This is a genomic window from Rhodoferax sp. TH121 (assembly GCF_002251855.1).
GTDB lineage: Bacteria > Pseudomonadota > Gammaproteobacteria > Burkholderiales > Burkholderiaceae_C > Allorhodoferax.
The window spans coordinates 66,514-79,173 of the sequence record NZ_NOXW01000013.1 but is presented as its reverse complement, the minus strand read 5'-3'; the positions used below and the strand labels follow the sequence as shown (position 1 = coordinate 79,173).

The 12,660-nt window shown below is 63.3% G+C and carries 12 protein-coding genes; 1 reads left to right on the top strand and 11 read right to left on the bottom strand.

The genetic code is table 11. The annotated features are described in order from the left end of the window. The 6 genes from CHU94_RS01200 to CHU94_RS01175 all read right to left on the bottom strand — a co-directional run. On the bottom strand, positions 1–717 hold a 717-nt coding region (locus CHU94_RS01200), incomplete at its 3' end, for a TolC family protein (protein WP_255033720.1). A 75-nt stretch (positions 718–792) separates the two neighbouring features. After that, complete coding sequence (locus CHU94_RS01195; RefSeq protein ID WP_094475895.1) at positions 793–1,128, bottom strand: rhodanese-like domain-containing protein; 336 nt, start codon at positions 1,126–1,128, stop codon at positions 793–795. Positions 1,129–1,149: 21 nt separating this feature from the next. Further along, positions 1,150–1,803 (bottom strand): protein-L-isoaspartate O-methyltransferase, encoded by a 654-nt coding sequence (locus CHU94_RS01190; protein WP_094475893.1) that lies wholly within the window; start codon positions 1,801–1,803, stop codon positions 1,150–1,152. Between the two features lie 43 nt (positions 1,804–1,846). Beyond that, positions 1,847–5,026 carry an efflux RND transporter permease subunit gene (locus CHU94_RS01185; protein WP_094475891.1) on the bottom strand — a complete coding sequence of 1,060 codons (3,180 nt, stop codon included), beginning with the start codon at positions 5,024–5,026 and terminating at the stop codon, positions 1,847–1,849. Beyond that, a complete protein-coding gene (locus CHU94_RS01180; RefSeq protein WP_094475889.1) occupies positions 5,026–6,165 on the bottom strand; it encodes an efflux RND transporter periplasmic adaptor subunit in 1,140 nt (379 codons plus the stop codon). The genes CHU94_RS01185 and CHU94_RS01180 overlap by 1 nt, the downstream gene beginning before the upstream one ends. 6 nt (positions 6,166–6,171) lie before the next feature. After that, on the bottom strand, positions 6,172–6,855 hold the full coding sequence (locus CHU94_RS01175) for a TetR/AcrR family transcriptional regulator (RefSeq protein WP_094475887.1): 684 nt from the start codon (positions 6,853–6,855) through the stop codon (positions 6,172–6,174). Between the two features lie 126 nt (positions 6,856–6,981). On the opposite strand from CHU94_RS01175, the gene msrA reads away from it, so the two are divergent. Continuing rightward, positions 6,982–7,521, top strand: coding sequence for a peptide-methionine (S)-S-oxide reductase MsrA (gene msrA, locus CHU94_RS01170; RefSeq protein WP_094475885.1), 540 nt, complete (start codon positions 6,982–6,984; stop codon positions 7,519–7,521). Between the two features lie 17 nt (positions 7,522–7,538). On the opposite strand, the gene CHU94_RS01165 is transcribed toward msrA, so the two are convergent. From CHU94_RS01165 to CHU94_RS01145, 5 genes are all read right to left on the bottom strand, one after another. After that, a complete protein-coding gene (locus CHU94_RS01165) occupies positions 7,539–7,721 on the bottom strand; it encodes a hypothetical protein (protein WP_141211351.1) in 183 nt (60 codons plus the stop codon). Between the two features lie 95 nt (positions 7,722–7,816). Next, on the bottom strand, positions 7,817–9,250 hold the full coding sequence (locus CHU94_RS01160) for an ABC transporter ATP-binding protein (RefSeq protein WP_094475881.1): 1,434 nt from the start codon (positions 9,248–9,250) through the stop codon (positions 7,817–7,819). After that, on the bottom strand, positions 9,247–10,074 hold the full coding sequence (locus CHU94_RS01155) for an ABC transporter permease (RefSeq protein WP_094475921.1): 828 nt from the start codon (positions 10,072–10,074) through the stop codon (positions 9,247–9,249). Before CHU94_RS01155 ends, CHU94_RS01160 begins: the two co-directional genes overlap by 4 nt. Next, on the bottom strand, positions 10,071–11,051 hold the full coding sequence (locus tag CHU94_RS01150; protein ID WP_094475879.1) for an ABC transporter permease: 981 nt from the start codon (positions 11,049–11,051) through the stop codon (positions 10,071–10,073). Before CHU94_RS01150 ends, CHU94_RS01155 begins: the two co-directional genes overlap by 4 nt. A 2-nt stretch (positions 11,052–11,053) precedes the next feature. Then, entirely contained in the window at positions 11,054–12,604 is a 1,551-nt protein-coding gene (locus tag CHU94_RS01145; RefSeq protein WP_094475877.1) for an ABC transporter substrate-binding protein, read from the bottom strand. Between the last annotated feature and the right edge of the window lie 56 nt (positions 12,605–12,660).

The window sequence follows — 12,660 nt, the reverse complement described above, 5'->3', positions numbered from 1 at the left end:
CTGCTGCACCCAGGCTTCGGCATCAGCCGGTTCTAATGGGGCCAGCACCACCGGGGCGGCCAAAGGCTTGGGCGCTGCATCACTCTTGCCCACCAACTGGTTCAGGGCAATAGTCTTGACGCGCAGATCATTCTCGGCCGCCAGTTCTTGGGCAATCACCAAGTCGTACCGGGCCTGGGCCTCGCGGCTGTCGGTGATGGTGGAGGTACCCACCTCAAAGTTGCGCTTGGCCGAAGCCAATTGCTCGGCCACTGCGGTCTTCTGGCTCTTCACAAAGGCCAGGCTATCGGTGGAGGCCAGCACATCAAAGTAGGCCTGGCTCACCCGCACGATCAAATCTTGCTCAGCGGCTTGCAGCTGGGCCTGGGCCAACGCCACTTGCTTGTTGCCCTGCTCGTAGCTGGCCCAGTTGGCCGGGCGGTACAAAGGCTGGGAGGCGCTGATGGTAGCAGTCTGGGAGCCATACGAACGCTCGGGCTGGGGCAAGACTTCCTGGTTGGAGCGGCTCGCACCCAATGCAAAGTTGGCCGTGGGCAGGATGGCGGCACGGGCCTGGGCGGACTTGGCCAGGGTGGCGTCGAACTGGCTCTTGGCGGATTGGTAGCTGGCGTCAAAGCTGCGGGCGGAGGTGTACAGGTCGACCAGGCTTTGGGCGTGGAGCGAAGGTGCAAAAGTGGCAGCGGCCAGCAGGGCCAGGGGCAGCAATTTGAAGCGCATGGGAGTTCGTAGACGTGGCATGGGGGAGGACTTTCTGGGGCTCGGAAGGGATGGGGCCGTAAGGGTGCGGTGCAATCAGTAGCGCGCAATGCCAGGGTTGCGTTCGGCGGACCAGGCATCGATGCCACCGGCAATATTGGCAATCTGCGTGAAGCCGCGGTTTTGCAAAAACATGGCGACCTGCATGCTGCGCGCGCCGTGGTGGCACAGGCAGGCGATGGGGCGGGTGGCATCCAGCTCGGCCAGGCGCACGGGGATGACCCCCATGGGGATGGCCAATACTTCCAGACCGTCTTCCTCAACCCGCGCCAGCGCCAGCTCGTGCGGCTCGCGCACGTCCAGCACCAGGGGCTGGGCGTCCACGGACTGGAACCAGGATTCCAGTTGGCTGGGGCGGATTTGGTCGATCATGGTGTCTCAGTGGCTAGTGGCTTAAAACTGGAAGCGCGAGGGCTCGGCAAAGTGTTGCAGGCGCGGCGCATTGGCATCCCAGGGCTGGGTCGTGCGGAAGTCGGTGGCGCTGGTGCGGGTGACCAGGGTGGCGCGCATCTGGGGCTCATCGCCCACGATGGCAATCAGTCGGCCGCCCACGTTCAGGCGCTGCAGCAGATCCTGTGGCACCTGGGTAACTGAGCCGCTGAGCACGATGGCGTCAAACGTGCCATGGGCAGCACTCAGCTTGGCGCCGTCGTCCTGGCGCACGGTCACATTGCGGATGCCGGCTTTTTGCAGGTTGTTGCGGGCCATCTCCACCAGTTCGGGCAGCAGTTCCACGCTCAGTACCTGGGCAGCGCGGTGCGACAGCAGTGCGGCCATGAAGCCGGAACCTGCGCCAATTTCGAGCACCGATTCGTGGGGTTGCAGGGCCAGGTCCTGGAGCAGGCGCGCTTCCAGGCGCGGTGCCAGCATGCATTGACCGCCGGGTAGGGGGATTTCCAGGTCGGCAAATGCCAGCGCCCGATGTGCCAAGGGCACAAATTCCTCGCGAGGCACGGTGCTCAGCAGCTCCAGCACGCCGGTGTCCAGCACATTCCATGGACGGATCTGTTGCTCAATCATGTTGAAGCGGGCTTGGGCGAAGTTCATGGGGAGTTCTCCTTGGGAATCGGGTGGCATAGATGGGCAAATTTTACCGGGCAGGTGTGACGGGGCCGCCCCACTTCCGCTTGGCCCAGTTCGCCAGATCGTCCATGTAGCAATACACCACCGGAACCACCACCAGAGTCAGCAGCGAGGAGGTGATCACACCCCCTATCACCGCCTGCCCCATGGGCGCGCGCATTTCCGACCCTTCGGTCAGCGCAAAGGCCAGCGGTACCATGCCGAAGATCATGGCTAGCGTGGTCATCAGGATGGGGCGCAGCCGCACCTTGGCGGCCAGCAACAGGGCTTCGGAGCGCTCCAGGCCGGGGATGCGGCGGCCGTCCGCGTCCATGCTGTCCTCCCGCGCCCGGATGGCAAAGTCCACCAACAGAATCGCGTTTTTGGTCACTAGGCCCATCAGCATCACCACGCCAATGATAGAAAACATGGACAGGGTGGAGCCAAACGTCATCAGTGCCAACACGACCCCGATGAGGGTGAGCGGCAGTGCGGTCATCAGCGCCAGCGGCTGCAAAAAGCTCTTGAACTGGCTGGCCAGGATCATGTAGATGAACACTATGGCCAACACCAGGGCCGAGATGGCGTAGCCAAAGGCCTCGGCCATGTCTTTGGTGGAGCCGCTGAACTTGTAGCTGTAACCGGCAGGCATGGCGATGGAGTCCATGGCGGTCTTGATGTCGGCCGACACCTCCCCCGCCGAGCGGCCCGAGACGTTGGCGGTGATGGACACCTCGCGGGTCAGGTCGCGCCGGTTGATCTGGTTGGCGCCGGTGGATTCCACCACCTCGGCCACCTGGTTTAGGCGCACGATGCGGGGGCTGCCATCGGCATTGCTGCCTACGGTAAACGGCAGTTGGCTCAGGTCGCTGGCGCTGTTGCGCGCAGTGGGCGCCAGGCGGACATTGACGTCGTAGGTTTGGTCATCTGGCGCGCGCCAGTTGCCGACGGTTTGGCCCGCGACCAGGGTGCGCAGCGAGGTCCCGATTTGCGCGACCGACAGGCCCACGTCCGAGGCCACATCGCGCTTGATTTGGACGTCCAGCGTGGGCTTGTTGGGCTTGACGCTGGAATCCAGATCCACCAAGCCGGGAATATCGCGTACCTTCTCCAGCGCCAAGGTGGTCAGGCGCTCGAGTTCGCCGGTGTCCGCCCCCTGGATGGAGAACAGGATTTGTTTTTGCCCGCCCACCGCATCCATGAGGCCTGCGTGGGTGACCGTGATGCCGGGCACTTGGCGCAGGCGTTCCCGCAGCTTGACGGACATGGCGTCCACACTGAGTTGGCGGTCCTTGCGGTCCACCAAGCGGATGTAAATGCTGGCGTAAATTTTGCCCTGCGCGTTGCCGGTGTTGATGGTGGCCAGCGTGTAGCGCACCTCGGGAAACTCACGGATGATGGCCTCGACCTGCTTGGCTTTGGCTTCGGTGACCTCGATCGAAGAACCCACCGGGGTGTTGAAGTTGACCGTGGTTTCCGAGAAGTCTGACTTCGGGACAAACTCGGTGCCCAAGAGCGGCACCATGAAAATGCTGCCCACAAAAATGCCGAGCGCCAGACCTACCGTGGCCAGCTTGTGCTGCAGCGACCAGCGCAGGATGCCTTGGTAGCCCTCGGCCATGCTTTCGGTGGCGGTGTCGAACCAATGGGTGACGCGGCCAATTGTTTTGTCATACAGCGTGACCGGCGGGCCGTGTTTGCCATGGTTGTCGATGCTGGGGTCGTGCCAGACACTGGACAACATGGGGTCGAGTGTGAAGCTCACAAACATCGAGATCAGCACCGCAGCCACGATGGTGATGCCGAACTCGTGGAAAAACTTGCCGATGATGCCGCCCATAAAACCAATGGGCAGAAACACCGCCACGATGGACAGGGTAGTGGCCAGTACCGCCAGGCCAATTTCCTGTGTGCCGTCCAGCGAGGCTTGGAATGCACCTTTGCCCATTTGCACGTGCCGCACGATGTTTTCGCGCACCACAATCGCATCGTCAATGAGCAGACCCACGCACAGCGAGAGCGCCATCAGTGTGATCATGTTGATGGTGAAGCCAAACCAGTGCATGAACAGGAAGGTACCAATCAGCGCGATGGGCAGCGTGAGGCCCGTGATGACGGTGGAGCGCCAGGAGTTCAGGAACAGGAAGACGATGAGCACCGTGAGCACCGCGCCTTCGATCAGGGTGCGTCGCACGTTGTCCACCGACACGCGGATCTGGCGGGAGCCATCGTTGATGGGCTCCAGCCTCACACCAGGAGGCACCTGCTTTTGCATCTCGGCCAGGGTCTTGATCAGGCCATCGACCACGGCGATGGTGTTTTCGTCTTGCGACTTCTGCACCGTGAGCATGAGGGTGCGTTGGCCGTTGTAGAGCGCCAGGCTTTCCACTTCCTGTGCGCCATCGGCCACGCGGGCCACCTGGTCCACACGCACCGGGGCGCCGTTCTTGCGCGCCACGATGATCTTGCCGAAGTCTTCGGGGCGCTGCATGCGCGCCTCGATCTGGATCACACGCTCCTGTTCGGCCGATCGGATGGCACCTACGGGCAGGTCCTGGTTCTCGTTGCGCACCGCACTCACCACCTGGTCAGGTGTGATGCCAAACGACTCCAGCGCTTGAGGGTTCAAATAGACATTGATCTCGCGCTTGGTGCCGCCCACCACGGTTACCGAGCCCACGCCACGCACATTCTCCAAGCGCTTCTTGAAAGTTTGTTCGGCCCAGTTGGTCAACTCCACGGCGGAGGGCGTTTTGGCGCCAACCGCCGCATCGGGTAACACCGCAACCGACCAGATGGCACGCGCCGCCGGGTCGAAGCGCAGCACGCGCGGCTCTTTCACTTCGGTGCGCAGATTCGGCTTGATGGACGCCACCTTCTCGCGTACGTCCTCGGCCGCCTTGCGGCCATCCACGTGCAGTCCAAATTCGATCACCACCACACTCTGTCCCTCGTAGCTGCGCGAGGTCAGGGCATTGATGCCCGCAATCGAGTTCACACCCTCTTCGATTTTTTTGGAGACTTCACTCTCCACGATCTCAGGGGAGGCACCGGGGTAGTCGGCGATCACCACCACCACCGGGAAATCGATGTTCGGGAACTGGTCCACCTGCAGGCGCTGCAGCGAGAACAGACCCAGCACCACCAGGGCCAGCATGACCATGGTGGCAAAGACGGGGTTTTGCAGGCTAACGCGGGTGAACCACATCAGTTGCCGCCTTTGGCCGCAGCTGCCTTGACGGCCGTACCCGCCCGCACAGGGCCGAGGGTGCCGCTAAGCACCTGGGTGCCTTCGGGCACACCCTGAATGGCAGCAAAGGTTTTGCCTTCTGCCTCACCCCGCGCCACCACGTCCACCGTTTGGTGTTGCACCACGCCGGCTTGCACGGTTTGCACATAGGGCTGTGGTTTGTCGGTGCGTACCGCAGACAAGGGCAAGCCGAGCGCGCGCGTGCTGCCCAGGTTCAGCTGGCCTTGGGCAAACAGGCCTTGGCGCAGCGAGGCATGGGGTTCCAGCGCCAGGTAGGCCAGTACAGCGCGGCTACCCGCCACGGCGCTGGGGTTCACCCGGCTGACCTTGGCGGCGATGGTAGTCGCTGACCCTTCCACGGTGAGCTGGGCAGTTTGGCCCACGCGCACCTGCAGGGAGTCGGTCGCGCTCAGGCTCGCTTCCAGCTCCAGGCGGCTCAGGTCCACTATTTCGATGATGCGGGCATCCACCGCCACACGTTCACCAGGCTGGGCCAGGCGTTGCGCCACCTGGCCACTGATGGGGGCACGCAACACCGTATCCTCCAGCGATTTGCTGGCCACATCCGCACCCGCCTGCGCAGCCCGGTAGCTCGCTTCCGCTGCCGCCAAATTGGCCGCGGAGGATTCCAATGCGGTTGTGGAGATAAAACCCTGCTCGACCAGGGAGCGGTTGTTTTCAAAGCTGCGTTTGGCAATGTCGACTTGCGCCCGTGCGGCTTCGGCTTGTTGCTGGGCTTGGCGCACCCGGGCCTGGGACTCGGTGGAGTCCACGCGGACAATCACCTGGCCGGCTTTCACCACGTCGCCTTCACGCACAGTCAGACCCTGTAACTCCCCGGCCACCCGGGCTTTCACAAAGGCCGAATTGACTGCCTTGAGCGGCCCTGAGATGGCCAAGCCTTGTGCCAGGTCCAGGTTTTGCACCAGCACCACATCCTGGGGCCCCAGTTCGATGGCTACCTGCACTTTGCTGGCGGCTTGTTGGCTGGCCAGTGCCTGTTGTTGCGTCTTGCGTGCCGACAAGGCACGCACGGACACCGTGGCGACCAGCGCCAATGCCAATGCGCCCGCAGTCCATTTGATCCAGGGTTTCATGGGAGGTTAGCTCACTTGCAAGGGGCTGGTGGACGGGCGTACGGCCAAGCCGATCAGCATGTTGTCCACCTGGGATTGGATGTAGGCCAAAGGGTCAAACACAACGCCGGGGGGCATGCACGTGCCCAGCGACTGTTTGGAAATAGCCAGAAACAGGATGGGCGCCATGACCAGATAGGCGCCGTAGTTCAAATCCACGGGGCGGAATTCGCCACTGTCGATGCCACGTTGCAGCACCCGCTGGATCAGTGCATTGCCCGGCGCAATGACCTCTGCTTGGTAGAAGGCAGCCAGCTCGGGAAAGTTGCCGGCCTCACTCATCATGAGCTTGGAGATGCCCGCCGCCTGGGTGGACCCCACGCGCTCCCACCACACGGTGATGCAGTAGCGTAGCAACTCAGCGCTGCTGCCTTCGTAGGCGTCCAGCTCCTGGCTCCACTCGTCAAAACGGCCCGAGATGTTCTCGCGCACCACGGCCTTGAAGAGTTCTTCCTTGCTGGAGAAATACAGGAACAAAGTGCCTTTGGACACGCCTGCGCGTTTGGCCACTTCTTCAGCCCGGGTGGCGGCAAACCCCTTCTCCACAAACAGCTCCAGTGCTGCGGCTAGCAGTTCGCCGGGGCGCGCGTCCTTGCGGCGCTCACGTTTGGCGCGCACATTGCTGGCGAGGAGGTCGATGGGGCACTGCATAAATTACTGACTGATTGGTTATTAATGTAGCCGTGGGGCACCGCAGTGTCAATCGCCAAGAGCCTTTTGCGTAAGATGCGTGCGCCGGTTCCGACCAATGACTTTCCCCATCCTACGGAGTTCCCCATGTCCCTTTCTCTGCAAACCATAACCTTGGGCGGCGGTTGCTTTTGGTGCACCGAGGCGGTGTATGTCCAGGTGAAGGGTGTTGTGGACGTGGAGTCTGGCTACAGCAATGGCCAGGTGGTGCAGCCCAGTTACGAGGATGTGTGCACCGGCACCACGGGCCACAACGAGGTGGTGAAGCTGGTCTATGACCCGACGCAGATAAGCACACGGGAGGTGTTGGAAATTTTCTTTGTAATCCACGACCCCACGACACTGAACCGTCAGGGTAACGACGTCGGCACCCAATACCGCAGTGGCATCTATGTCTCGACGCCTGAGCAAGAAGCCGTGGCCAAGGAAGTGATTGCCGAGATGGCTGCCAGTGGGGTTTACAGCCGACCCATCGTCACCGAAGTACTGCCGGTGAACAACTACTGGCCCGCCGAGGCCTACCACCAGGATTTTTTTGAACGCAACCCGCATCAGGGCTACTGCATGGCCGTGGCCGCCCCCAAGGTGGCCAAATTCCGCAAGACATTTGCGCGCCTGCAGAAGTAGGCCAGAGAAGAAACCCTTCAGCGCCGAATCGGCGAGTCGCTGAAGATGCCCCAGTTGGACTTGGGCGCGGGCTTGGGCATTTCCTCTTGGTGTTTTTCGGCATAGTTCAGGGCCAGGCCTACGCCGCCAATCAAGATCGCCAGGCCCACGGCCAACTTCAGTACAGTGACCCACAGCTTGGGTTCATCATCGCGTTTCATGCGCATTCTCCAGTTGCACGCTATTGTGCCTCTGTTGACTCCAACGCCCGCAGCAGCTGCGTCAGCAGCTACTGGATGTATAGCAAAAAAGATGGCTAATGCAAAGACATGGCAATGTGCCGCTGGCTGCTGGTGCGTGCCAGATCCGCATCGTGGCTGACCAGCAGCACGCTGCAACCCGACTGTGCTGCACCTTCGCACAAGACCTGCATGGTGTTGCGCTGGGTGATGGGGTCCAGGCGGGAGGTCGGTTCGTCCGCAAAGAAGAAGGCGGGCTGCAACAACATCAGGCGCAGCAAGGCAAAACGCTGCAATTCACCGCCCGAGACTGCGTGTGGCAGCCGGGCCAGCAAGCCCGCATCCAGTCCCAGCGCCTGCATCCAGCGGGTCTGGTCGGCGACGGGCAGGGCGTGCAGACGGTGGCGCTGGCGCACATCCTCCAGCGCCTGGCCCAGAGTGCGGAACGGCGAAAACGCTGCTGGCGGGTCTTGGTAGAGCTTCTGGAACTTCCAGGCCGGCACCTCCGCGGGACGTTGCACCTGCCCGGCATCGGCCTGTGCAATGCCCAGGAGTACATTGCCCAGCGTCGTTTTGCCGCAGCCGCTGGGTCCACTGATGGCGACCACCTCGCCTGCACGCAGCGCCAGGTCCAGCCGCTCAAAGACGGTCCGGGCGCCAAAACGCTTGCTCAATCCCTTGGCTTGCAACAAAGTTGGGGCATCGGTCCTGACTGGAAACGGGTAGGCGGGCCAATGTCGCGGCTGCGCAGCCACCAGCTCCCGGGTGTAGGCGTGTTGCGGGTCCTGTAGCACCTGCGGTGCCGGACCTTGCTCCACGATGCGCCCCTGGCGCAACACGGCAATTTGTCCGCCCAACTGCAAGGCCAGGTCCAGGTCGTGAGTGATGGTGAGCAGGGCCTGCCTTTCGGTCTGGGCTGCCATCAGCAGTTGTGCCACCTGCTGGCAAGCGCCGGGGTCCAAACCTTTGGTGGGCTCGTCTGCAATCAAGAGCTGGGCTTGCGCGACGCTGGCACAGGCCACCCCCACCCGTTGGGCCATGCCACCCGATATTTGGTGCAGCCATTGCTGTGCAGCGTGGCCCAAACCCAGCGTTTGCAAGCGCTGGCCTGCGGCTTCTTGTGCCTGCTGCCATGGCAGGTTACGTGCAAAGCGGGCGGCTTCGGCCACCTGGTTCTGCATGCGCATCAGCGGGCTGAGTGCCGACCAGGGTTCTTGCGGCAACATCATCACCGTGCGTCCCCACAGCGGCTGCGTCAGGGTGCGCTGGCCATGGGTACCCACACCTCCAATGCAGATAGAGCCGCTGGCCTGCAAGGCCGCAGGCAAGGTTCCCATGATGGCTTGCGCCAACAGTGACTTGCCCGCGCCGGATTCGCCCACCAGGGTGAGCCGCTCGCCGGCTTGCAGGGCAAAGCTGCAAGCCTCCAACAAGGTGCGGCCCTGGGGCGCGTGCTGGCCGGGTTTCAGGTGAATGCGCAGGTCGTCGACCTGCAATACGGTGTCACTCATGCGGGATCCTCCTGGGGTGCGCCGGTGGCGGATTGCAGGGCGGCGACCACCAGCACCAGCAGCAGCACCGGGCCGGCCAGCAGCCAAGGCGCTTCGTCGTAATAGGGCAGGGCTTCGGTCATCATCAAGCCCAGTTCGGCGGTGGGGGGGCGCAGGCCAACACCCACGAAACCCAATGCGGCCACTGCGAGCACCGCGTTGGCTACGGCATAGCTCCACAGGCGCAGCAGGTCCGCTCGCAGCGGTGGTAGCACGTACCAGCGCAGCAGGTAGGGGGTGCCAAAGCCCAGCAAGCGCCCAGCTTGCACCGCGTCGCCTGCCAGTGTCAGGCTGGCGCGGCTGCGCACCAGGCGGAAAAACTCCACCCAGGCGGTAAGCACCAGCCCGCTGTAGAGCGCCCATTTGTGGCCAGGCGCCAGCGCGGCCACCAGCAGCACCCATAGCAGGCCGGGAATGGCGGCCACACCATCGGCCCACAGGCACAGTAGGCGGTCAGTCCAACCACGCTGCCATGCGGCCCACAGGCCCAGAAATGTGCCCAGCGCGACCGCCAGCAGCGCAGAGCCCAGCGCCAGCCAGAAAGACACCCGCACCGCTTCGCCCATGCGGGCCAGCAGGTCTCGGCCCAGGTGGTCTGTGCCCAGCCAGTGGGCCCCACTGGGGGCGGTGAGCGTCTGGTCCAGGTTCTGGACGGCAGGGTTCTGGCCCAGCCAAGCGCTGCCCAGACCCAGCAGCAAGACTGCCACCAGCACTCCCAACCCCCAGTGTTGGAGGATGGGGCGTGCTGGCAGGTCAACGATCGCAGCAGGATGTAATGCGCTCATGCGGCGCTCCCGTTTGCGCTCGCCGTGGCGGGCGCACGTAGGCGTGGGTCCAGCCATTGCACAGCGGTATCCACGAGCCCGTTGAGCAGCACAAACAGCAGCCCCATGGCCAGTGCAGTGCCCTGGATCATGGGTACATCGCGCGAGATAACGGCGTGCACCAGCGCGTGACCAATGCCGGGCCAGGCTACCAGGCTCTCCACTACCACCACACCTTCGACCAGCAGCACCAGCTGCATGCCCGCATAGGCCAACGTGCCCAGCGCCAGAGGCGCCAGTGCGTGGCGCCATAGCGCGGCGGGCAATGGCATGCCCTTGGTCTGGGCGAATTCAAAGGCATCGGACGCCAGCACCTGCTGCAACTGCTGGCCCACCACCTGGGTAATGCCCGGCACCAGCGTGAGCGCCAGCGCCAAGGCAGGCAACACAAGATGGGATATATCGCCATGGCCCGCCACTGGCAGCCAATCCAGATGCACGCCCAAGGCCAACATAAGCACCACGCCCACGATAAAGGCCGGGCTCGCCCGCAGCACCGTACATAGAGGTTGAATCCAGCGTGCACTCCAGTGCGCGCTGCGCAAGGCGGACCAGCCGCCCAGCAACAGCCCCAACACAATGGCCAGCAACCACGCCACCAGCGACAGTTGGAGGGTGTGCCCCAACTGGTGGGCGATTTCATCGGCGACTGGGTCGCCTGACACCATGGACGTACCCAACCGAAATTGCAGCAAATCGCCCAGCCAAAGCAGCAGTTGTTGCCAGGCCGGCTGGTCCAGGCCCAGCTCTGCGCGCACGGCTTCTGCCGCGGCCGTGTCCACCATGTCGTAGCCGTAGCGGCCTGCAGCAATGCGGTAGGCAGCATCGCCGGGAAGTGCCCGCGTCATCACAAAACTCAGGGCCCCCACGGCCCCCGCCACCAAGGCGCCTTGGCCTAGCAAACGGATGCCTTGGCGGGCTGCCAATGTCCAGCCCATACTTATTTCTCCCAAGTGAATTGGCTGATGCGGTAGCTGCGCTCCAGCGGATCGATGGTGACTTTGCCCAGCCGCCTGCTGCTGGTGGCGGTGTGCTGGTACCAGGCCACCGGGATCACCGGCAGCTCTGCTTGCAACACCGTGGAGAGGGCGCCCCGCAGACGCGAGCGACGAGCCGGGTCATTCGTGGTGCTCAGGCTCTCCAGGGCGCTGGCGACTTGCGCGCTGTGCCAGCCCATGGCACCCCAGTCGCCGCCCTTGGGGCCAAAGTCCTGCAACAGGGTACCGATCGGGTCCGGAACCAGGGAATAGTTACGTGCCACCAGCGCCAGTTCCAGCGTGCCATCCTGGTGGCCTGCCGGAATGTCACTCGCGTTGACGATGGACACCGCCACGTCCATGCCCACCTCGCGCAGTTGGGCCTGGATGGCGGTGGCCATGGGCGGTAGTTCGGGCCGGTCAGAGAAGGTGCGCAGCGTCAGTTTGAAAGGGCGCCCGTCCTTGCGCAACATGCCGTCTGGTCCGGCTAGCCAACCGGCTTCTTGCAGCAGGCGGCGCGCTTGGCTCAGGTCTCGGCGAAGCGGCTGCAAGCCTGGCACATGCCATTCGGCCAGGCCGGGCGTGAAGAGCTGGGTCGCAGCGGCCTTGGGCTCGCGCAGGATGGCCTTGGCGATACCGGGGCGGTCAATGGCCATGCTCATGGCTTCGCGCACCTTCAGGTCCTTGAGAAGTGGGTGGGCCGCATTGACCTTGAGGTAGAGCGTGCGCGGAATGGGCAAGGTGTGGAACTGCAATTTCGGGTTGCGCTGGAGGCGCTCAAAGGCCACCGCGTCGTGTGTGAACACCAGATCGGCCTGGCCGCTCTCCGCCAGCATGCCGCGCGTCTCGCCACGACCGGACGCCAGGTACTCCACCCGCTCCACGGCAGGGCGCTGACCCTTCCAGCCCTCAAAAAGGGCGCTCTCCAGCTTTTGTGGCGCATTGACACGCACGATCTTGTAGGGACCGGAGCCCACGACCGATTGCACGCTTCCGTCCGCTGCAAATGAAGAAGGCGCGAGCACCTGGGTGTTGTTGTGGGCCAAAAAAGCAGGCAGCGCCGTAAAGGCTTGCTTGAGTTCGATTTGCACCTCGCCCTGGTTCACGCTGATCCGCTGGATAGGTGTGCTCTTGAGAACGCCGGGCTGTGCCATTGCACGCTCCAGGCTACGCACCACGGCCTCAGGTGTGACGGCACTGCCGTCGTGGAACATGGCACCAGAGCGCAGGGCGAAGCGCCAGGTTTTTTGATCGGGTGTGACGCTCCAGCGTACGGCCAGACCGGGGCCGAGTTGGCCGCTGGCGTCCACGTCGACCAGGGTTTCGGTAACTTCCAAGCGGGTGAAGATGTAACCGTTCTTGGACGGATCCAGGCTGCCGATTTCCCACGGGGCGGCGACTTTGAGTACTCGGGCGTTGGTCGTGGGGGCGGTCTGGGCCATGGCGGCAGGAACCAAGGCAGCCATGGAAATCAAAACAGCGCGACGAATGGGGGACACAGAGAGGTGCTTCATGGTGTTTGCAGGAATGAATTAGCGAATGGAAAGGTGAAAGTCTTGCTGCGGCAGGT